This window comes from Erwinia sp. E602 (assembly GCF_018141005.1).
GTDB lineage: Bacteria > Pseudomonadota > Gammaproteobacteria > Enterobacterales > Enterobacteriaceae > Erwinia.
This window is the reverse complement of sequence record NZ_CP046582.1, coordinates 811449-831634: the sequence shown is the minus strand read 5'-3', so window position 1 is coordinate 831634 and position 20186 is coordinate 811449. Positions and strand designations below refer to the sequence as shown.

Below are 20186 nucleotides of genomic sequence, written 5' to 3'. Positions count from 1 at the left end.
CCTCCCCGTTCAGCGCAGCGTCATCAGCGAAAACGCCGGATCGGCAAGCTGCTGCGCATCCAGTGGCCGCTGCGTACCGATCCAGCGTTTCGCCAGCTTAATGCTGCGCGCGTCATTAAAGCTCACCAGCTGCTGCAGGCAGTTGTCCTCGCCCAGGCGGAACCACAGCGTGCTGTCACTTTGCTGGCGTACCACGGTTTTGCCTTGCCCCTGCGGCAGGCCGAGGATCTGCATGTTGATGCCATACTGATCTGACCATAACCACGGGATCTCGTCGTAAACCGGTGCAGCGGGGTCGAGCAGTGCTCTCGCGGTGGCAATCGCCTGATTCTGCGCAAAAGCCCAGGACTGCAGTGAGAAGCCAAAGCGCGGATGTCGCGCCACGTCACCCACGGCATAAATCGCCGGATCGCTGGTTTGCCCGCGATCGTCGATCACAATGCCGTTGCCGACCTCCAGCCCAGCCTGCTGCGCCAGTTCCAGATTGAGTTCCACCCCGACCCCGACCACCACCCGATCAAACGACCGTAACGGCACCCGGTCACAGCTGATTTGCGGCAATCCGTGCTGATGAGCGAGCCGCATCTCGCCACAATCGCAATGAATGCTGACCCCCTGTTGCTGGTGCAACGCCAGTAAAGCCTGTGAAACAGCCGGATCGACACTGCGCTGGCAGAGGGCCGGCTGCCGTTCATACAGCGTCACCGCAATCCCGAGGCTGCGTGCCGAGGCGGCAATCTCCAGGCCGATCCAGCCTCCCCCGACCACCGCCAGCTGTCGGCAGTCAGCCAGAGCGGACTTCAGGGACAGCGCGTCATGCCAGCTGCGCAGGGTATGAACGCGCGGATGATTCTGCCACTCGCGCCCCGGCAGACGCGGACGACTGCCGGTGGCAATCAGCAGACGGTCGTAGGGCACGGACTGACCGTTACTCAGCAGCACCGATTTCTGCTGCCGCTGAATACTTTCCGCACGCAGCGGGCGATACCAGGTCAGATCCAGTGCCGCCTGCTGCTCTTCACTGAACAGACGACTCAGCGGGGCGTCGGCTTCCAGCAGTGCTCGTTTGGAGAGCGGTGGCCGCTCGTAAAAATCCCAGGGTTCATCGCTGATGACACTAATCGTTCCCTGATAACCGCTATCGCGCAGCGTTTTCGCCGCCCAGCCTGCGGCCTGGCCACCGCCGATAATCACCATCCCGGCGCTCATCGTATATTCTCCTTCTGCTGGCGACGCGTGGTGTAGTCGATCCCCCCCTCCACCGCCCATTCAGTAAACGAGGTCAGCGAGTGCTCCAGCTCCCGTGGCTGCCAGTTTTCAGTCAGCCAGTCTTCGTTGGTGTAGTACTCAAACGCACCGCCCGTCGGGCTGTTGACGTACCAGAAATAGGCCGAGGAGACCGGGTGGCGACCTGGACCAATGAAGGTGCTCCACTGCTGCTTATTCATCGCCAGGCCACCGCCGATCACTTCATGGATATCGCGCACGGTGAAGGCCACATGATTCAGCCCGCGTTTGCCGCCGGGCAGTTGCAACAGAAACAGATTGTGATGGCCGCCGTGAACACCACAGCGTAAAAACACGGCGCGATCGACATAGCGGTCTGAAACCTGGAAGCCCAGCAGCTCACGATAGAAGCGCTCAGTTTGTGCCAGGTCAGTGACGAAGAACACCACATGACCGATATTGATCGGAGTAGCCTGCTGGTACACCGGACTGGGCCGATCCACCCGGCGTATATCACCCCACTGATTGATCGGCAGCACCGGCAGGCTGACCGGCTGCTGGCGGCCAATCGCCACCCGCAGGGTCATGCCGTTCGGGTCGCAACAGCTGAGCACACCGTCCTGTTCGCTAAAATCAGGCAGCTCACACAAACGCTGTCGCACGGCGGCGAGCGCCGCCGCATCGGTTACTCCCCAGGTGATGCGACGCAGCGTGGAACCGGCCTCAAACGCCGGGGGCAGTTGCGGATCGTCGATCGGGTAGAAAGCCACCTGTGCGCCACTCAGCGTCTGATAGTGGTGACTGCCGGCTTCACCCGCGGCCGACAGGCCAAAATCGGTAATAAATTTGCTGCACAGCGCCGGGTCTTCCACGCCAAATTCAAGCTTTTCGATGCCGGTGATGCTCATAATTAATTGCCTCAATAATCGTCAGTTTTCAGAATTTCGGCGTGCAGACGCCCCCGGCGCGCGGCGCGCGCCCGATAGTCATCCGGAACAGAGCTACTCTGCGGGCGGGTGGTGCCCCAGTAAGCCCGAGATTTTTGCGGCGGCCTCCGCCACCAGCTGTTGTAATCGCGGCCGGTTACCGGCCGGGATCTCATCGACCGGCACCATAATGCTGATCACTGCCACCACGCTGCCCACACGGTTAAATACCGGATAGACAATCGATGAGATGCCGCGGCGAAAGAACGACTCACCAATCACATAGCCGCGCGCCCTGTCGTCCTGCACCATCTGCCATAACCCTTCGCGATCCTGCACATCGCCGTGCGCATTGCCCGGCAACATCGGGCGCGGAAACAGCTGCTCAAAGTCATCGCGGCTGACGCCGGTCAGCAACATACGCCCCAGCGAGGTACGCTGTACCGGCAGCCGCGTACCGATACTGACCTGATTCACCCTGGCATTGGCGGCACTGACCCGGGCGATGTAGATCAGGTCACAGCCATCGCGAATCGCCAGGTGGCTGCTGCACTGGCTGAGGTCACGCAGCCGTTCAATCACCGGCTGGCCGAGCTGCGCGACGTCCAGTGACGCGATATATTCGAACCCCAGCCGCAGGATCATGATGCCCGGCTTGTAGGTGCCATTACGCGGGTTGCGCTCAATGAAGCCAAGGTGTTCAAGGGTCTGTACCACACGCCAGGCACTGGCTTTTGGCATATCCACCAGCCGGTGCAGCTCGGCAAAGGTCATCTCGCGATGCTGTTCACCAAATGCCAGCAGCAGCTGCAATCCCCGCTGCAGGCCAGGCATCAGATAACGGCAGCCCTGCGGTTGTTCGTCCATGACAGCCTTCGCTCCCTAGTTAAAGACAAAACCGCCGTTGACCGGCAGCAGCTGCCCGGTCACAAAGCCGGACAACCCGGAGAGCAGCCACACCACGCTGCCGCTGACATCCTGCGGATGCTGCTCCCCGGCCAGGGCCCGCCCCTGTTCGTAGAGCTGATGGCGCGCAGCGGGGACATAATCGGTGGCTGAAACCCGCGTCAGGCCTGGCGCAATGGCATTCACCCGCAGCCGGCGTTCGCCCAGTTCCCGCGCCATTGAGCGGGTCATGGCAATAATCGCCCCCTTGCTGGCAACGTATGCCAGCAGACGGGGTGCCCCCCACAGCGCCGTATCAGAAGCCACATTGACGATGGCACTCCCTGACGACATCAGCGGCACAGCTGCCCGGCTCACCAGCCAGGTGCCACGCACGTTGACCTGCATCACGCGATCCCACAGTTCGATATCGTGATCCAGCAGGTTTTTACCACCGACACCGGTTGCCAGCCCGGCATTATTGACCAGGCCATCAATTCCACCGCCACGGGCAAGGGTGGCAAATGCCGCCGTCACCGATCCGGGGTCTGAGATATCCACGCTAAGATGCTCAGCCTGGTACCCCTGCTGGAGCAGATCGGCACAACGGCGCTGCAGCTCATCCGCCAGGATATCGAGCATCACCAGCGTTGCCCCCTGTGCCGCAATATCCTGCGCAAACTGCCAGCCCAGTCCGCGTGCCGCCCCGGTCACCACGATGCGTTTTCCCGCCAGTAGCCCGCTCATCACCGTGGCTCCCTGACTTCCGGATGTTCGGCCAGCTGCCCCAGCTGCTGCCGTGCAGCCTTCTGCATCATGCGGCGCAGACGGGAGAGCCCGACATCGTGCTGGTACAGGAACTCATGCTGGCGGGCATCCGGGGCCAGGTTTTCCAGCACCACACGATCCTGCTCCAGCACGTCCCAGTGCAGCCCTTCCAGCCGGTTGCGGTAGAGGAAGCGCCACATATCACGCTGCCAGCCACTGACCTGGCGGATACGCCAGAAGAACACCCGGCAGCGGTTCTCATCTTCCGGTACCACCATGCCGACGATCCAGAAATGCCCGCCCGGCCCGAAGCGCTTCCGGTAAGGGATCGACAGCCGCATCCACTGCGCGCCGCTTTCGCCAAACTCCACCCAGTCGAAGTTGACCCCTTTCTGCCCCTCTTTCTGAAAAATAAAACCGGTGTCGGTGGGCTGGAGTGACATTTCAGCCTGACGATCGCCTTCGGCCATCGAGTGTGAAGAGGAGTGGAGGTAGGTGCCGTGCATCGGGTCCATCACGTTTTCCAGCGCATACTGGTAGTTACAGTTCCAGGCTGCGGTGCACAGAAAGTTGCTGTAGTGCTCACCATCAGCCAGTTCTTCCGGGAACACCAGTTCACTGGCCGGCTGATCTGCCGTAACACCAAACCAGATAAAGATTGCACCATGCGCTTCCTGAATCGTATACGTACGCACACACTGCCGGCCCGCCAGCGGACAGCCTGCTACCGCAGGCACATCTTTTACCGTACCGCTGCCGGCAACTTCGATACCGTGATACCAGCAGGCAATACGGTCACCGAGGTTCCAGCCCATCGATAAGCGAGCACCGCGGTGCGGGCAGCGATCTTCCAGCGCCTGCAGTTCGCCCTGTTGATTACGCCAGACGACGATCTGTTGCCCAAGGCGAGTGATACCGACCGGAGCCGACTGGACTTCCCAGCTGGCCAGCACCGGATACCACAGCCCGCGCAACCCCTGATTAAGATAGTGTTCTGTATCGCCCATGATGACCTCCGCTCAGTAGCCGTTAATACGTAAGAAATCGCAGAAGCTGGCTTCCGTCCAGGCGCTGCCGCTACGGTCAAATACGCGTTGCTGATTCAGCGCCAGAACCAACCCTGCGACGGTCTCCTGGCCCTGTTCAAACAGCGACTCCAGTGCAGCGATCAGCGCGATTTCAAACTTGTCAGGCTGCCGCTGGCGGGTCTGCCAGATAATATTCTGATAATTGCCCGGATGATGGATGGCACCATTACCGCCCTCTCCTGGCGGCAAAAACTGGGCGCTGCCCGGCAGATAAGGATTAAAATCGGTATCACTGCTCATCACTGTTCCTCCCCGATTAATGCAATCTGGATCTGGTTATCCACCACCCGCAACGGATAAATCTGCAGGTCGCGTCCGCCGGGTTCACGCAGACAGCGCCCGGTTTTGATATCAAATACGGCTTCGTGCAGCGGGCACTCCACTTTCCCGTCCTCGACAAATCCCTGGCTCAGCAGAGCCCAGGCGTGCGGACAGATATCTTCCATGGCATAAAACTCACCCTCAACCTGATAAATACCGATCTCTTTACCGCTGACATTACCCGCGTAGGGAAAATCCTCCCGTACCTGCGAGAGACTGCATACCGTTTTCCAGTTCATTATTTCCTGCCCCCGCCATCAGTTTCATATTTGAAACGCTGTCTCACATTCAACACGGCCAATATATAACCAGAGGAGGAATAAGCAATATGCAAAACTGGCAATAAACAGGATTGACGAGAATATCTGGAGCAACTGTGCAAGAGATCACGAAAATATAAAACAAATCAGAATCAATAGAATAAACAAACAAAAAAAACAAAACAACCTTAACCATTAAAAACAATGGATTAAAAAAAATTACTGCAAATAAAACATTTAGAAAACGCCGAAAAAACAACTTCAAAATAGTAAAAGACATCATTTAAAAAACAACAAAAACATGTAATGACAAAAAATATCTCACCTTAAATACAGAAAAACCGCCAGAACCCGTCGAAAAAAATCATTTAAAATAACAAACTCACCTTTTAGCCTGCCAGAATGATTAGAAAAAATAAAAAATATCAGAGACTGTCCAGTTGCTGTCAGCATTGGGAAACACGGGATCCGGGTTGTTGACTCAGGGGAACTAAGGGATGAAACGGCGCAGTTCAGGAGAATGGGAGTAAAAATCAGACAGTGCGCGGACCCGGAACAGCAGACCGCATAATCATGGTGAGAGGCCAGCAAGAGAGATAAAACGGGGCAGCGGCTGGCTGCCCCGTTACGATCGGCAGGGTGTCGCGTTACAGGCTCAGCCCTTATTGGCCGCCTGCACGTGCAGCATATCCAGCGCCAGGCTGGCAGCCGCCAGCGCGGTAATATCCGACTGGTCGTAGCCAGGCGCCACTTCCACCAGATCCATGCCGACGATATTCAGCCCCTGCAGGCCGCGCACCAGTTTGCTGGCTTTATCGCTGGTCAGGCCGCCAATCACCGGCGTACCGGTGCCCGGCGCGTGCGCCGGATCCAGGCAGTCAATGTCGAAGGTCAGATAGACCGGCATATCACCGACGATCTGCTTCACCTCGGCGATGATGTCATCAACGCTGCGATCGTTGACCTGCGCGGCATCCAGCACGTTAAAGCCCAGTGACTTATCGAACTCGGTGCGGATACCGATCTGCACCGAATGCGCCGGATCGATCAGCCCTTCCTGCGGCGCGGTCCAGAACATGGTGCCGTGGTCAAAGGTTGGGCCGTTGGAGTAAGTATCGGTATGCGCATCGAAGTGGATCAGCGCCATTTTGCCGAAGGTTTTTGCATGCGCGCGCAGCAGCGGCAGCGTGATGTAATGATCGCCGCCGAAGGTCAGCATGCGCTTGCCGCTGGCCAGCAGCTTCTCGGCGTGCGCCTGCAGCTTGTCGCTGAAGTCCTGCGCGTCACCGAAGGCGTACACCAGGTCACCGCAGTCGATCACGTTCAGGCGCTGGCGCAGGTCAAACTCCCACGGCCAGCGGCAGCCTTCCCACGCCAGGTTCGTTGAGATCTGGCGGATTGCCCCCGGCCCCAGGCGGCTGCCCGGACGGCCTGAGGTGGCAGCATCAAACGGCACGCCGGTGATCACCCACTCGGCGTTGCTGTCATACGGCTGGAAGTTCAGCGGGAAACGCAGAAAACCGAAGGCGTTGGACACCAGCGAGTTGTCGTACTGATTGCCTAACGTGTTGGTATTCATAACCACTCCTTTCTTTCTTAAGCACCGGTTGGTTGCGGTGCGGATGTGCTTATTGCGCTAAAAAAAATCCCCACCGCGTCGTTAACCCGACGAGGAAGGGATAGTGTGTTTACCGGCGGGATCGCCCGCCGCCGTTAGTGATAAAAATTCTGTTACTCGTCTTCCAGGTAAGTATACCCGTACAGCCCGGCCTCAAACTCTTCGAGGAACTGCGCACGCAGATCGTCGTCGAGGTCGCTCTGCTTAATCTGGTTGCGGAAGTGGGTCAGCAGCTCGTCCGGCTTCAGCTGCACGTACTCCAGCATATCGGCGACCGTATCACCTTCGTCTGACAGCTGCACTTCGATCGAACCGTCGGCGAAGGCAAACACGTCCACCGCTTCGGTATCACCGAACAGGTTGTGCATATTGCCGAGGATCTCCTGATAGGCACCGACCATAAAGAAGCCGAGCATCGGTGGGTTTTCCACGTCGTACTCCGGCATCGGCATGGTGGTGGCAATGCCGTCACCGTCGATATAGTGATCGATGGTGCCGTCAGAGTCACAGGTGATATCCAGCAGCACCGCACGGCGCTCCGGCACCTTGTCCAGGCCTTCCAGCGGCAACACCGGGAACAGCTGGTCGATGCCCCACGCGTCCGGCATCGACTGGAACAGCGAGAAGTTGACGTAAATCTTATCGGCCATGCGCTCCTGCAGCTCGTCGATCACCGGGCGGTGCGCGCGGTTGCTCGGGTCCAGGTGCTGCTGGATATAGTGACAGATGCTGAGATAAAGCTGCTCGGCCCAGGCACGCTGGGTCAGATCGTAGGTGCCCTGTGAGTAGCCGGTATGGATGTCGAACAGATCCATCTGGCTGTCATGCAGCCATTCGCGCAGCGAGCGGCGGTTATTCGGCTCGTGCATCTCCTGCCAGGTATCCCACAGGCTGGCGATCGGGCGCGGTGAGTCGGCGGCCGGAGCCTGCGGCTCGCTGAACTCGTTGCGCTCAACGCCGATAATATTGGAGACCAGCACGGTGTGGTGCGCGGTGACCGCACGGCCGGACTCGGTGATCACCGTCGGGTGCGGCAGGTTATGCTCTTCGCAGGCGTCACCGATAGCCCAGATCACGTTGTTGGCATATTCGTTCAGGCCATAGTTGACCGAGCAGTCGCTCTGCGAACGGGTGCCTTCATAGTCGACGCCAAGGCCACCGCCGACGTCAAAGCACTGAATGTTGACGCCCAGCTTGGCCAGCTCAACGTAGAAACGTGCCGACTCGCGCACGCCGGTGGCGATGTCGCGAATATTGGCCATCTGCGAACCGAGATGGAAGTGCAGCAGCTGCAGGCTCTCGATACGCCCGGCTTCGCGCATAATATCCACCAGCTTCAGTACCTGGGTGGCTGACAGGCCAAACTTGGATTTTTCACCGCCGCTCGACTGCCACTTACCAGAGCCCTGCGACGCCAGGCGCGCACGAATGCCCAGCCGTGGCACCACGTTCAGGCGCTCGGCTTCTTCCAGCACCAGCTTAACTTCGGTCATCTTCTCCAGCACCAGATAGACCTTGTGGCCCATCTTCTCGCCGATCAGCGCCAGGCGGATATATTCGCGGTCTTTGTAGCCGTTACAGACGATCACCGAACGGGTCATGCCGGCATGCGCCAGCACCGCCATCAGCTCGGCCTTCGAGCCGGCTTCCAGCCCCAGCGGTTCGCCGGAGTTGATCAGCGATTCAATGACGCGCTTGTGCTGGTTAACCTTGATCGGATAGACGAGGAAGTAGTCGCCGCGGTAGCCGTATGACTCGCGCGCGCGCTTAAACGCCGCGTTAATGGAGCGCAGGCGGTGCTGCAGGATCTGCGGGAAGCAGAACAGCGCCGGCAGGCGCTGGCCTTCGGCCTCGCGCTCTTTGACCAGCTTCGCCAGGTCGACGCGAGCTTCCGGCACGTCCGGATCGGGACAAACGCTGATATGCCCCAGTTCGTTAACGTCGTAGTAGTTATTGCCCCACCAGGCAATATTGTAGGTGCGCAGCATTTTGCTGGCATCGCGATCGCTCATGGCCACCTCCTGCATTGAGCGGAGTGCACCCTGTTCGCCAGCTGACGAACCCTTGATTGTTTTCATGTCGTCAGACATCGCAGACCTCAAATGGTAATGAATCAATACAGCTTACCGCGGCAGCACCCTGCTGCTGCGGCCACTTACCCATAGCGCAAATTTTCAGCCAGGCGGACTGAAACACCGCAAAACTCGGTTTCTGCAGTATAACATTGTAAAACACGTGGCGGACTCCGTAGTACGAGTCAGAGAAGCACAGCGACAACTCTCAGGATAATCTGAGAGAACCGGGTCACACTGTCGAGAAGATTAGCCTGCGCCAGTGTCGGGATTATGACCAACGCGCATAAAACATCGACAAAAAGAGCGAAAAGACGATCGAAATGAAGGGGCGGAGAGTACGCCGGCGTGGCGTAAATGACCTGACTGGATAACATCCTGGTTCATTACTGTTATCACCTCCACACACACCGGACGGCGTGCGGTAAAGACAAAATCTGCGGGTGAAAGCCAGCACGAGGGGTTCGTCGCTGACGGGCCGGGTGCCGAAACAACGTCATCGTCATGGGCAACGGCGTTTTATACAGCCCGACGGCATCAATTGCAAAATGAAATTATGTCAAATGCGCCCTCTGTCAGGATTTTTTGCCACTTTTCAGCCCGGCGAAAACCGTCCTTCCATCAAAAAATGCTGGCAATCCGCTTAATGACTAACCTAGAATAGCCGTCCAGATGTTAATCCGTCTATACTGGTTAACTTCTAAGCGTCCTGTTTTACCGTACATCTGTACTGCTCATGGCTTTGCCTGTGGGGGCGCTGAGTCTGAGTCTCCGGGCTGGTTTCCAGTCTTCGCGCTATGCAGTCGATTTTTAACCCGAATATTCAAGGTAAAGAATAAAATGGCTAAACACCTTTTTACATCCGAGTCCGTATCAGAAGGACATCCCGATAAAATCGCCGATCAGATCTCTGATGCCGTGCTTGATGCCATCCTCGAGCAGGACCCGAAAGCCCGTGTGGCCTGCGAAACCTATGTGAAGACCGGTATGGTTCTGGTTGGCGGTGAAATCACCACCAGCGCATGGGTGGATATCGAAGAGATCACCCGTCAGACCGTACGCGATATCGGCTATGTTCATTCTGATATGGGCTTTGATGCCAACTCCTGCGCGGTACTGAGCGCGATTGGCAAGCAGTCACCGGATATCAATCAGGGCGTTGACCGCAGCGATCCGCTGGAGCAGGGTGCCGGTGACCAGGGCCTGATGTTTGGCTACGCCACCAACGAGACCGACGTGCTGATGCCAGCGCCGGTGACCTACGCGCACCGTCTGGTGCAGCGCCAGTCAGAAGTGCGTAAGAGCGGCAGCCTGCCGTGGCTGCGCCCGGATGCGAAAAGCCAGATCACCTTCCAGTACGATGACGGCAAAATTGTCGGTATCGACGCGGTGGTGCTGTCAACCCAGCATTCTGAAGACGTGTCGACCAGCGATCTGCGTGAAGCAGTGATGGAAGAGATCATCAAGCCGGTTCTGCCTGCGGAGTGGATCAACGCCAGCACCAAATACCACATCAACCCAACCGGTCGCTTTGTGATCGGCGGCCCGATGGGCGACTGCGGCCTGACCGGGCGTAAAATCATCGTTGATACCTACGGCGGCATGGCCCGTCACGGCGGTGGTGCGTTCTCCGGTAAGGATCCGTCAAAGGTTGACCGTTCTGCAGCCTACGCCGCGCGTTACGTGGCGAAAAACATCGTGGCCGCCGGCCTGGCCGACCGCTGTGAGATCCAGATTTCCTACGCGATTGGCGTGGCTGAACCCACCTCCATCATGGTGGAAACCTTCGGTACCGGTAAAGTTCCCAGCGAGCAACTGACCCTGCTGGTTCGCGAGTTCTTTGAACTGCGCCCGTATGGCCTGATCGAAATGCTCGACCTGCTGCACCCGATCTACCGCGAAACCGCTGCCTACGGCCACTTTGGTCGCGAGCATTTCCCGTGGGAAAAAACTGACAAAGCCGCGCTGCTGCGCGATGCGGCTGGCCTGAAGTAAGTTCCGGCCGGTCATCAGGGCGCCTGCGGGCGCCCTTTTTTTTGCCTGCCGCTCACCGCTCTCCCCCCCTTTTCTCACCGATAAACTGCTGGCCTGCCTCAGCGGCAGGTCACTTGTTCCTTGCCGCTTAATGGGTTTTCACTGGCCGATCGGTACAGGAAATTCTTAAAATGAAAATGGTAACGGTTACACTAACTATTTTCCTTATTTTTCCTGTCATTAACATTACTAAAATCGCTGACTTTACCTTAAAATGCGCCATTTTCAGCGCCATCTGCCAGGCGCTCTGCAGGTTAAGCAGCGAAGCAATAAGCTGCTATGGTTTAACTTCATTTTCACGCCGGGTGTGCTTTGGCAAGGTGTTTTCAGATATTTCAGCTTGTAACCGATTACATCAGTGTGATCTGTCGCACGCGATACGCACCCCGGTTTTCTACGCTTAAAACAACCTATAACAGTTTTATTTAACGGAGGCGCTATGCCTGATAATAACAAACGCAGCAGAACGTCAAACAAGACCATGACCCTGTTTGTCTGCTTCCTCGCCGCGCTGGCCGGCCTGCTGTTCGGCCTGGATATCGGCGTGATTGCCGGCGCGCTGCCGTTCATCGCGAAAGACTTTTCCGTCACGGCCCACCAGCAGGAGTGGATCGTCAGCTCAATGATGTTTGGTGCGGCGATCGGTGCGGTCGGCAGCGGCTGGCTCTCCTCCTACCTCGGGCGTAAGAAGAGCCTGATGATCGGGGCGGTGCTGTTCGTGATCGGTTCCCTGTGGTCGGCGATGGCGCCGAACCCTGAAATGCTGATCGTCGCCCGCGTGCTGCTGGGGCTGGCGGTTGGCGTGGCCTCCTACACCGCGCCGCTGTACCTGTCTGAAATCGCGCCCGAGAAGATCCGCGGCAGCATGATCTCGCTGTACCAGCTGATGATCACCATCGGCATACTGGCCGCTTACCTCTCCGACACCGCCTTCAGCGCCAGCGGCGAGTGGCGCTGGATGCTCGGCATCATTACTATTCCGGCCCTGCTGCTGTTAGTCGGCGTGTTCTTCCTGCCCAACAGCCCGCGCTGGCTGGCGGCGAAAGGCAACTTTCGCGATGCCCAGCGCGTGCTGGACCGGCTGCGGGATACCAGCGAGCAGGCCAAACGCGAACTGGATGAGATCCGTGAAAGTCTGAAAATCAAACAGTCCGGCTGGCAGCTGTTCCGCAGCAACGGCAACTTCCGTCGGGCAGTGTATCTGGGCGTCGGTCTGCAGGTGATGCAGCAGTTTACCGGCATGAACGTGATCATGTATTACGCGCCGAAAATCTTTGAAATTGCCGGCTTTGCCAACACCACCCAGCAGATGTGGGGCACGGTGATCGTCGGCCTGGTTAACGTGCTGGCGACCTTTATCGCCATTGGTCTGGTGGACCGCTGGGGACGTAAGCCGACGCTGAAGCTGGGCTTCCTGGTGATGGCACTGGGCATGGGCATCCTCGGCACCATGCTGCATATCGGCATTCACTCCGCCGGCGCGCAGTACTTTGCCGTGGCGATGCTGCTGATGTTTATCGTCGGTTTTGCCATGAGCGCCGGTCCGCTGATCTGGGTGCTCTGCTCTGAGATCCAGCCGCTGAAGGGGCGTGACTTCGGTATTACCGTCTCTACCGCCACCAACTGGATCGCCAATATGATCGTCGGGGCGACCTTCCTGACCATGCTGAACACGCTGGGCAACGCCAACACCTTCTGGGTCTACGCCGGGCTGAACGTGCTGTTTATCCTGCTGACCATCTGGCTGATCCCGGAGACCAAGAACGTCTCGCTGGAGCACATCGAGCGCAACCTGCTGAGCGGAAAAAAGCTGCGCGATATCGGCCAGCGCGACTAATCCTCGCTCTTTCAGCCTGCTGCCGGAACGTCACTCCGGCTGTCAACGGGCCAGCTTAACCGCTGGCCCGTTTTAGCAGGCGCTCCCGCTGTACAATTGCACTGCCCGCCCGCCAGGCTCTTCCCCACCCCGCCTGTTCTCGTCGGTTACTTACGTCCGCGCCGCTCAGTACTCGCCCCTGCATCCCTGACGCTTCCCCGCTTGCGTTCCTCCTTGTGTTCCCCTCCCTGCCCCCGTATTCTCTGCCAGATGAAACCTCAACGACTTCCCATCGCCCTGCAGCAGGCCGTGATGCGCTCGCTGCGCGACAAGCTGCAGCAGGCCAACCAGCGGCTGGAGCGCAATTATCCGGAACCGAAGGTGGTCTGGCAGCAGCGCGGCACCGCCGCCGGTACCGCATGGCTGGAAAGCTGGGAAATCCGCCTGAACCCGGTGCTGCTGCTGGAAAACCAGCAGGCGTTTATTGATGAAGTCGTGCCGCACGAGCTGGCCCACCTGCTGGTGTGGAAACACTTTGGCCGCGTGGCACCGCACGGCAAAGAGTGGAAATGGATGATGGAGAACGTGCTTGGCGTTCCCGCCCGCCGTACCCATCAGTTCGCCATCAACTCGGTGCGCAGCAACGTGTTTCCCTACCGCTGCCGCTGCCAGCAGCATCAGCTCACCGTACGCCGCCATAACCGCGTGCTGCGCGGCGACAGCCAGTACCGCTGCCTGCAGTGCGGCGATATTTTACAGCCCGGCGAGTTTCCAAACGCGTAAACACGCCAGATAAATCCGTAATACAGACGAAAAATGGCTGATTTATAAGCCCATTATTCGCAATTTCCGGCACTTCTGTTACTCTCCAGCCCCCTTATGAATGACAGATTTTCCGGAATATGCTGCACAAAACAATCCTCCCGCTGGCGACCGTGCTGGCCTGTTTACCGGGGCTGAGCCATGCCCTGAACCCCGATAAATTTCAACAAAACAGCTTCAGCCAGGCCAAGGCCTATGCGGTAGAGATCAACGCCGATGCGCCGGGCAGCTTCTACTGCGGCTGTAAAATCAGCTGGACCGGTAAGAAAGGCACGCCTGACCTCGCCTCCTGCGGCTATCAGGTGAGAAAAAATGCACAGCGCGCCAGCAGGATCGAGTGGGAACACGTGGTCCCGGCCTGGACCTTTGGCCACCAGCTGCAGTGCTGGCAGGAGGGCGGGCGCAAAAACTGTGCGAAAGACGCCGGTTACCGCCGAATCGAGTCTGATTTACACAATCTGCAGCCATCGGTTGGCGAGGTTAACGGCGACCGTGCTAACTTTATGTACGGCCAGTGGCGCGGCGGCGAAGGTCAGTATGGCCAGTGCGCGATGAAGGTCGACTTTAAGAACAAGCTGGCGGAACCGCCGCAGCAGGCGCGTGGGGCGATTGCCCGCACCTGGTTCTATATGCGCGACCAGTACAAAATTTCTATGTCCAGCCAGCAGACGCAGTTGATGACGGCCTGGTCAAAGCTCAATCCGGTTAATAGCTGGGAGTGCGAACGTGATAAACGTATCGCCCGGGTTCAGGGCAATCATAACCCCTATGTACAGCAGGCCTGCCAGCGGTAGAATGGCTTAACCGCGCTGAACAAAGCGACTTTTTTAACTTTTACAGGACTTCCATGCGTATTCCCCGCATTTATCACCCCGAGCCGCTGCAGCCGGGTAGCGAAACGGCGCTCTGCGATGAGGCCGCTAACCACGTCGGCCGCGTGCTGCGCATGGTGCCAGGCCAGTTTCTGGAGTTATTTGATGGCTCCGATCGCGCCTTCAGCGCTGAAATCGTGCAGGCGGATAAAAAAAACGTGCGCGTGCGTATTGGTGACGTCCGCGCCGACAGCCGTGAATCGCCGCTGGATCTGCACCTGGGCCAGGTGATGTCGCGCGGTGAAAAAATGGAATTTACCATCCAGAAAGCGGTAGAACTTGGGGTTAATGTTATCACCCCCTTGTTTTCTGAACGCTGTGGAGTAAAGCTGGACGCCGAACGTATGGCGAAAAAGCTGCAGCAGTGGCACAGGATCGCCATTGCTGCCTGTGAGCAGTGTGGCCGCAACCGCGTGCCGGAGATCCGGGAGGCGATGACGCTGGAAGCCTGGTGCAGCGAGCCGGAAGCCGGCCTGAAGTTAAACCTGCATCCGAGAGCCGAACACAGCATCAACACGCTGCCGCTGCCGGTGGAACGCGTGCGGCTGCTGATTGGCCCCGAAGGCGGGCTGAGCGCGGCTGAGATTGCCATGACCGCCGGGCATGACTTTACCGATATTTTGTTAGGGCCGCGGGTGCTGCGAACGGAAACCACCGCGCTTACGGCCATTACCGCGCTGCAGGTTCGCTTTGGCGATCTGGGCTGAACACCGTTAATTTCATCAAATCTGAGCGTCAGAATACGCAAAGCGGAGAAAAGAATGATAAAGCTTGGCATCGTGATGGACCCGATCACGTCGATTAATATCAAAAAAGACAGCAGCTTTGCCATGCTGCTGGAAGCACAGCGCCGTGGTTATGAAATCCATTATATGGAGATGAACGATCTCTATCTGCGCGGCGGTGAAGGCCGGGCGCGCACCCGCCTGCTGAGCGTTGAGCAAAACTATGAGCAGTGGTTCACCTTCGGCAGCGAGCAGGATATTGCGCTGTCCGACCTGAACGTGGTGCTGATGCGTAAAGATCCGCCGTTTGACACCGAGTTTATCTACGCCACCTACATCCTGGAGCGCGCCGAAGATAAGGGCACGCTGATCGTCAACAAACCGCAGAGCCTGCGCGACTGTAACGAAAAACTGTTCACCGCCTGGTTTGCCGAACATACGCCGGACACGCTGGTGACCCGTAACGCCAGCCAGATCCGCGAATTCTGGCAGCAGCACGGCGACATTATCCTTAAGCCGCTGGACGGGATGGGCGGTGCCTCTATCTTCCGCGTGAAGAAGGAAGATCCTAACCTCTCGGTGATTATCGAGACCCTGACGGAGCACGGTAATTTCTACTGCATGGCGCAGAACTTCCTGCCGGCGATCAAAGATGGCGACAAGCGCGTATTAGTGGTTGATGGCGAGCCGGTGCCTTACTGCCTGGCGCGTATCCCTAAATCCGGCGAAACCCGTGGCAACCTGGCCGCCGGCGGCCGTGGTGAAGCGCGCCCGCTGAGCGAAAGTGACTGGGCGATTGCCCGCGCCATCGGCCCAACGCTGAAAAAGAAAGGGCTGATCTTTGTTGGCCTCGACATCATCGGCGATCGCCTGACGGAAATTAACGTCACCAGCCCGACCTGTATTCGTGAAATCGAAGCGGCCTTCCCGATCTCGATCACCGGTATGCTGATGGATGCCATCGAGAAACGCCTGGCCTGATAGCCGCCGTGGGGCCGGAGTTGCCCCTGTGCCCACCCCTTCACCGCCCGTCTGGTTTCAGCCGGGCGCTGGAACTGCAAGACGACTAAGTATGAATTTACAGCATCACTTTCTTATTGCTATGCCCGCGCTGCAGGACCCCATGTTCCGGCGCTCGGTGGTTTATATCTGTGAACATAACGATGACGGGGCAATGGGGCTGATCGTCAATAAGCCGATGGAGAACCTGACCGTCGAAGGTATGCTGAAGAAACTCAAGATCGACACGGACTCGCGCGATCCGGCCATTAAGCTGGATAAGCCGGTCTTTTCCGGCGGCCCGCTGGCGGAAGATCGCGGTTTTATTCTGCATTCGTCGCAGGGCAGCTTTGGTTCAAGCATTCGCGTGTCTGACAATACGGTGATCACCACCTCACGCGACGTGCTGGAAACGATGGGCACCGCGCAGCAGCCGCAGCAGGTGCTGGTGGCGCTTGGCTACTGCGCCTGGGAAAAAGACCAGCTGGAAGAGGAGCTGCTGGAAAACGCGTGGCTGACCGCCCCCGCCAACAGCAACATCCTGTTTCGCACGCCGATCGCCGAGCGCTGGCGCGAAGCGGCAAAAAGCATCGGCATTGATATCCACAATATTACCAGTGAAGCGGGTCACGCCTGATGAGCCATATGACGTTGTTAGCCTTTGATTTTGGCACGAAAAGCATCGGCGTAGCCATTGGTCAGCAGGTGACCGGTACCGCCCGTCCGCTGGCCGCGCTGAAGGCGCAGGACGGCACGCCCGACTGGGGCAAAATTGAGGCGCTGTTAAAAGAGTGGCAGCCCGATCGGGTGATAGTTGGCCTGCCGCTGAATATGGACGGCAGCGAACAGCCGCTGACCGCGCGTGCACGCAAGTTCGCTAACCGCATCCACGGCCGCTTCGGCGCACAGGTCGACCTGCATGATGAGCGGCTCAGCACCGTTGAGGCCCGTGCTGAACTGTTCGAACGCGGTGGCTTTAAGGCGCTAAGTAAGGGCAGCGTAGACTCGCTCTCTGCGGTGATCATTCTGGAAAGCTGGTTCGAGAATCACTACGCCTGAACACGCCGGCGGCTTGCTCAGACGTTGGTGATGATGGCATCCAGCGCCGCCACCACGCCAGCAATAGTTTTCGGCCAGGGATCCACGCTGTTGATCCATCACTTTTCTGATGCTGGTCATACAATAACCCCCGCTTTGCGCCGCTCCGCCAGGCTCTGCTCAAAGGTCTGCATGCCCTGCTGGCTGCCGGTTTGAATCAGCGCCGGCAGCTGATGGGTTTTGCCTTCACGGATCAGATTGGCCACCGCCGGGGTGTTGATCAGCACCTCAAACAGCGCCACCCGGCCCTCAGGTGCCGCCACCAGCTTCTGCGCCAGCACCGCCTGCAGGCTGCCGGCCAGCTGGCTGCGCACCAGATTTTTCTCGTTACCCGGAAACACGTCCACCAGCCGTTCCACCGCCTGCGCTGCGCCGCGGGTATGCAGCGTGGCCAGCACCAGGTGGCCGGTTTCTGCGGCGCTCAGCGCCAGCTGAATGGTCTCGGCATCGCGCAGCTCGCCCAGCAGGATCACGTCCGGATCTTCCCGCAGCGCCGCACGCAGCCCGTCGCTGAAGCGGCTGAAGTGCAGACCCAGCTCGCGCTGCTGGATCAGCGAACTTGCGCTGTGGTGAATAAATTCCACCGGGTCTTCCAGGGTCAGAATATGCCGCTGCTGCTGCTGGTTCATCGCCCCCACCAGCCCGGCCAGCGTGGTTGACTTGCCGCTGCCGGTCGCGCCGACGATCAGCACCAGCCCCTCTTCCTGCAGCAGCAGCGCGTCGGCTATCGCCGGCAGGCGCAGCGAAACCAGCGGCGGGCAGTCGCTGGCGATCAGCCTCAGCGCCAGCGACAGCCCCAGACGCTGGCGAAACAGGTTGGCGCGCAGCCGGGTGCCCTCCGGCAGCGTCAGGGCGAAATCCACCTGACCATGCAGGTGCAGCGCCTGATGCTGCGCCGTGCTCAGCCAGCGCATGGCGAAGGCCTCCAGCCCGTCGCCCGTCAGCGGCGGCCGCTCGCCAATCGGCTCCAGCCGGCCATGACGACGCCAGAACGGCGAATAACCACTGCAAAGGTGCAGATCCCCGGCATTTTGCTTTACACTGAGGGCCACTAACTCTTCAATATCCATATTAATTCCCTGACTATGAGTTCGACAGAGCACAACCTACAGCAAGTCCGCCAGCGGATCTCAGCGGCGGCACAACGATGCGGGCGCGATCCGCAGGAAATTACGCTGCTTGCAGTCAGCAAAACAAAACCTGCGAGCGCGGTTCAGGAAACCGTCGCCGCCGGGCAGCTGTGCTTCGGTGAAAACTACGTGCAGGAGGGCGTGGATAAGATCCAGCAGCTGGCTAACCCGGCGCTGATCTGGCACTTTATCGGCCCGCTGCAGTCGAACAAAAGCCGCCTGGTGGCGGAGAACTTTGCCTGGTGCCACACCGTCGATCGTCTGCGCATTGCCGCACGGCTGAACGAACAGCGCCCGGCTGAACTGCCGCCGCTTAACGTGCTGATTCAGGTCAATATCAGCGATGAACAGAGCAAATCCGGCATCGCGCTGGCAGACCTGCCGGCGCTGGCCCAGGAGATTGCCCGGCTGCCGCGGCTGGCGCTGCGCGGGCTGATGGCCATTCCGGCACCGGAAGCCGACTATGACCGTCAGCTGGCGGTGTGCCGGCAGATGGCCGATGCGTTCCATCAACTGCAACAGGATTATCCGGACGTGGACACCCTGTCACTGGGGATGAGTGACGATATGGACGCGGCGATTGCCGCGGGCAGTACGATGGTACGCATTGGCACCGCCATCTTTGGCGCACGTGACTACACGGCGCGCAGTTAACCCCAACTACTAAGGAACCCCATGCTAGCGTTGAACTTTCTGGTCACAACGGTAATTGCTATCTACATCAAAGTGCTGCTGCTGCGCATCTGGATGCAGTGGGCGCGCTGTGACTTCTACAATCCGTTTTCACAGTTCGTGGTTAAAATTACCCAGCCGGTGGTGAAACCGCTGCGGCGCGTTATCCCGTCCATCGGGCCGCTGGATACCGCCTCGCTGCTGCTCGCCTGGGTGCTGGCGGTGCTGCTGGGGCCGATCACCCTGCGCCTGTACTATCCCGATCCGATCTTCCTCTATCTGGGGCTGGTGATTGTCGCCAAATCAGCCGGTATGCTGGTGTTCTGGGTGATCATCATTCGTTCACTGATGAGCTGGGTCAGCCAGGGTCGCAACCCGGTCGACATGGTGATGGTGCAGCTGACCGAGCCGCTGATGGCCCCGATTCGCCGCATTATTCCGGCAATGGGCGGCATTGATTTCTCGGCGATGGCGGTGATTTTGATCCTGTATATGCTGAATTTCATCGGACTCGAGTATATCCCCGGCTGGGCCCAGTTCTGATTTAACCGGCGTCTTTTCCGCCGTGGGTGCGTTGGCTGCCCTCGCAAACCCCGGTCACTTACTTGTGTAAGCTCCCGGGGTTTACTCAGTTGCCGCCTTCCCACGACGAAAAATACTTGGTTAAATCTGTGCGAAATGCGCAATGTGACATGCTGAACGATTAAACGGTTGATTCAGGCGGATTTGGGGGGTAGGTAAATCTGTGCTGAAGGCATATTTTATATGGCGAGATGGGTGATGTTGCAGGTTGTTCGGCAGCAAGCCGATGCCAGATAACGATTTTCTGCAAAGCAGTGGGGGATCAGGCATT

20 protein-coding genes are annotated in these 20186 nt (G+C 58.5%); 10 read left to right on the top strand and 10 right to left on the bottom strand.

The annotated features are described in order from the left end of the window. Positions 1 to 9 precede the first annotated feature (9 nt). The 9 genes from GKQ23_RS05205 to speA form a co-directional block, all read right to left on the bottom strand. Positions 10 to 1209, bottom strand: coding sequence for an NAD(P)/FAD-dependent oxidoreductase (locus GKQ23_RS05205; RefSeq protein WP_212409941.1), 1200 nt, complete (start codon positions 1207 to 1209; stop codon positions 10 to 12). After that, positions 1206 to 2135, bottom strand: coding sequence for a VOC family protein (locus GKQ23_RS05200; RefSeq protein WP_212411562.1), 930 nt, complete (start codon positions 2133 to 2135; stop codon positions 1206 to 1208). The genes GKQ23_RS05205 and GKQ23_RS05200 overlap by 4 nt, the downstream gene beginning before the upstream one ends. Before the next feature lie 93 nt (positions 2136 to 2228). After that, positions 2229 to 3020 (bottom strand): IclR family transcriptional regulator, encoded by a 792-nt coding sequence (locus GKQ23_RS05195; protein WP_212409940.1) that lies wholly within the window; start codon positions 3018 to 3020, stop codon positions 2229 to 2231. A gap of 15 nt (positions 3021 to 3035) precedes the next feature. Continuing rightward, on the bottom strand, positions 3036 to 3785 hold the full coding sequence (locus GKQ23_RS05190) for an SDR family oxidoreductase (protein ID WP_212409939.1): 750 nt from the start codon (positions 3783 to 3785) through the stop codon (positions 3036 to 3038). After that, a complete protein-coding gene (locus tag GKQ23_RS05185) occupies positions 3785 to 4813 on the bottom strand; it encodes an aromatic ring-hydroxylating dioxygenase subunit alpha (RefSeq protein ID WP_212409938.1) in 1029 nt (342 codons plus the stop codon). The genes GKQ23_RS05190 and GKQ23_RS05185 overlap by 1 nt, the downstream gene beginning before the upstream one ends. Positions 4814 to 4825: 12 nt before the next feature. After that, on the bottom strand, positions 4826 to 5134 hold the full coding sequence (locus GKQ23_RS05180; protein ID WP_212409937.1) for a recombinase-like helix-turn-helix domain-containing protein: 309 nt from the start codon (positions 5132 to 5134) through the stop codon (positions 4826 to 4828). Beyond that, positions 5134 to 5454 (bottom strand): non-heme iron oxygenase ferredoxin subunit, encoded by a 321-nt coding sequence (locus GKQ23_RS05175; protein ID WP_056231801.1) that lies wholly within the window; start codon positions 5452 to 5454, stop codon positions 5134 to 5136. The genes GKQ23_RS05180 and GKQ23_RS05175 overlap by 1 nt, the downstream gene beginning before the upstream one ends. A 676-nt stretch (positions 5455 to 6130) precedes the next feature. Further along, positions 6131 to 7054, bottom strand: a complete 924-nt coding sequence (speB, locus tag GKQ23_RS05170; RefSeq protein ID WP_212409936.1) for an agmatinase — start codon at positions 7052 to 7054, stop codon at positions 6131 to 6133. Between the two features lie 152 nt (positions 7055 to 7206). Beyond that, positions 7207 to 9183 (bottom strand): biosynthetic arginine decarboxylase, encoded by a 1977-nt coding sequence (speA, locus tag GKQ23_RS05165; RefSeq protein ID WP_056231796.1) that lies wholly within the window; start codon positions 9181 to 9183, stop codon positions 7207 to 7209. Between the two features lie 822 nt (positions 9184 to 10005). Here speA and metK point away from each other — a divergent pair. The 8 genes from metK (at position 10006) to ruvX (ending at position 17492) form a co-directional block, all read left to right on the top strand. Continuing rightward, positions 10006 to 11160 (top strand): methionine adenosyltransferase, encoded by a 1155-nt coding sequence (gene metK / locus GKQ23_RS05160; protein ID WP_056231790.1) that lies wholly within the window; start codon positions 10006 to 10008, stop codon positions 11158 to 11160. A 478-nt stretch (positions 11161 to 11638) separates the two neighbouring features. Then, positions 11639 to 13036, top strand: a complete 1398-nt coding sequence (locus GKQ23_RS05155) for a sugar porter family MFS transporter (RefSeq protein ID WP_056231787.1) — start codon at positions 11639 to 11641, stop codon at positions 13034 to 13036. Between the two features lie 249 nt (positions 13037 to 13285). Next, the gene (locus tag GKQ23_RS05150) at positions 13286 to 13798 is read left to right on the top strand and encodes a SprT family zinc-dependent metalloprotease (RefSeq protein ID WP_101505350.1); all 513 of its coding nucleotides are present in this window, start codon (positions 13286 to 13288) and stop codon (positions 13796 to 13798) included. Positions 13799 to 13917: 119 nt separating this feature from the next. After that, on the top strand, positions 13918 to 14631 hold the full coding sequence (endA, locus tag GKQ23_RS05145; protein ID WP_056231781.1) for a deoxyribonuclease I: 714 nt from the start codon (positions 13918 to 13920) through the stop codon (positions 14629 to 14631). Positions 14632 to 14684: 53 nt separating this feature from the next. Next, positions 14685 to 15416 (top strand): 16S rRNA (uracil(1498)-N(3))-methyltransferase, encoded by a 732-nt coding sequence (gene rsmE, locus GKQ23_RS05140; RefSeq protein WP_056231779.1) that lies wholly within the window; start codon positions 14685 to 14687, stop codon positions 15414 to 15416. A 54-nt stretch (positions 15417 to 15470) separates the two neighbouring features. After that, positions 15471 to 16415 carry a glutathione synthase gene (gshB, locus tag GKQ23_RS05135; protein WP_056231776.1) on the top strand — a complete coding sequence of 315 codons (945 nt, stop codon included), beginning with the start codon at positions 15471 to 15473 and terminating at the stop codon, positions 16413 to 16415. A 91-nt stretch (positions 16416 to 16506) separates the two neighbouring features. Then, positions 16507 to 17070 (top strand): YqgE/AlgH family protein, encoded by a 564-nt coding sequence (locus GKQ23_RS05130; protein WP_056231773.1) that lies wholly within the window; start codon positions 16507 to 16509, stop codon positions 17068 to 17070. After that, positions 17070 to 17492 (top strand): Holliday junction resolvase RuvX, encoded by a 423-nt coding sequence (gene ruvX, locus GKQ23_RS05125; RefSeq protein ID WP_199177616.1) that lies wholly within the window; start codon positions 17070 to 17072, stop codon positions 17490 to 17492. Before GKQ23_RS05130 ends, ruvX begins: the two co-directional genes overlap by 1 nt. A 116-nt stretch (positions 17493 to 17608) precedes the next feature. Here ruvX and GKQ23_RS05120 read toward each other — a convergent pair whose 3' ends face one another. Next, positions 17609 to 18601, bottom strand: a complete 993-nt coding sequence (locus GKQ23_RS05120; RefSeq protein ID WP_212409935.1) for a type IV pilus twitching motility protein PilT — start codon at positions 18599 to 18601, stop codon at positions 17609 to 17611. A gap of 15 nt (positions 18602 to 18616) precedes the next feature. Here GKQ23_RS05120 and GKQ23_RS05115 point away from each other — a divergent pair, with 15 nt between their 5' ends. Continuing rightward, positions 18617 to 19315 (top strand): YggS family pyridoxal phosphate-dependent enzyme, encoded by a 699-nt coding sequence (locus tag GKQ23_RS05115; RefSeq protein WP_212409934.1) that lies wholly within the window; start codon positions 18617 to 18619, stop codon positions 19313 to 19315. Positions 19316 to 19336: 21 nt separating this feature from the next. Continuing rightward, a complete protein-coding gene (locus GKQ23_RS05110; protein ID WP_056231762.1) occupies positions 19337 to 19876 on the top strand; it encodes a YggT family protein in 540 nt (179 codons plus the stop codon). Positions 19877 to 20186: the final 310 nt, after the last annotated feature.

Excerpts from the sequence above, each read along its gene's own strand:
- GKQ23_RS05205 (WP_212409941.1), bottom strand. The coding sequence starts at position 1,209 with ATGAGCGCCGGGATGGTGATTATCGGCGGTGGCCAGGCCGCAGGCTGG.
- GKQ23_RS05200 (WP_212411562.1), bottom strand. The coding sequence starts at position 2,135 with ATGAGCATCACCGGCATCGAAAAGCTTGAATTTGGCGTGGAAGACCCG.
- GKQ23_RS05195 (WP_212409940.1), bottom strand. The coding sequence starts at position 3,020 with ATGGACGAACAACCGCAGGGCTGCCGTTATCTGATGCCTGGCCTGCAG.
- GKQ23_RS05190 (WP_212409939.1), bottom strand. The coding sequence starts at position 3,785 with ATGAGCGGGCTACTGGCGGGAAAACGCATCGTGGTGACCGGGGCGGCA.
- GKQ23_RS05185 (WP_212409938.1), bottom strand. The coding sequence starts at position 4,813 with ATGGGCGATACAGAACACTATCTTAATCAGGGGTTGCGCGGGCTGTGG.
- GKQ23_RS05180 (WP_212409937.1), bottom strand. The coding sequence starts at position 5,134 with ATGAGCAGTGATACCGATTTTAATCCTTATCTGCCGGGCAGCGCCCAG.
- GKQ23_RS05175 (WP_056231801.1), bottom strand. The coding sequence starts at position 5,454 with ATGAACTGGAAAACGGTATGCAGTCTCTCGCAGGTACGGGAGGATTTT.
- speB (WP_212409936.1), bottom strand. The coding sequence starts at position 7,054 with ATGAATACCAACACGTTAGGCAATCAGTACGACAACTCGCTGGTGTCC.
- speA (WP_056231796.1), bottom strand. The coding sequence starts at position 9,183 with ATGTCTGACGACATGAAAACAATCAAGGGTTCGTCAGCTGGCGAACAG.
- metK (WP_056231790.1), top strand. The coding sequence starts at position 10,006 with ATGGCTAAACACCTTTTTACATCCGAGTCCGTATCAGAAGGACATCCC.
- GKQ23_RS05155 (WP_056231787.1), top strand. The coding sequence starts at position 11,639 with ATGCCTGATAATAACAAACGCAGCAGAACGTCAAACAAGACCATGACC.
- GKQ23_RS05150 (WP_101505350.1), top strand. The coding sequence starts at position 13,286 with ATGAAACCTCAACGACTTCCCATCGCCCTGCAGCAGGCCGTGATGCGC.
- endA (WP_056231781.1), top strand. The coding sequence starts at position 13,918 with ATGCTGCACAAAACAATCCTCCCGCTGGCGACCGTGCTGGCCTGTTTA.
- rsmE (WP_056231779.1), top strand. The coding sequence starts at position 14,685 with ATGCGTATTCCCCGCATTTATCACCCCGAGCCGCTGCAGCCGGGTAGC.
- gshB (WP_056231776.1), top strand. The coding sequence starts at position 15,471 with ATGATAAAGCTTGGCATCGTGATGGACCCGATCACGTCGATTAATATC.
- GKQ23_RS05130 (WP_056231773.1), top strand. The coding sequence starts at position 16,507 with ATGAATTTACAGCATCACTTTCTTATTGCTATGCCCGCGCTGCAGGAC.
- ruvX (WP_199177616.1), top strand. The coding sequence starts at position 17,070 with ATGAGCCATATGACGTTGTTAGCCTTTGATTTTGGCACGAAAAGCATC.
- GKQ23_RS05120 (WP_212409935.1), bottom strand. The coding sequence starts at position 18,601 with ATGGATATTGAAGAGTTAGTGGCCCTCAGTGTAAAGCAAAATGCCGGG.
- GKQ23_RS05115 (WP_212409934.1), top strand. The coding sequence starts at position 18,617 with ATGAGTTCGACAGAGCACAACCTACAGCAAGTCCGCCAGCGGATCTCA.
- GKQ23_RS05110 (WP_056231762.1), top strand. The coding sequence starts at position 19,337 with ATGCTAGCGTTGAACTTTCTGGTCACAACGGTAATTGCTATCTACATC.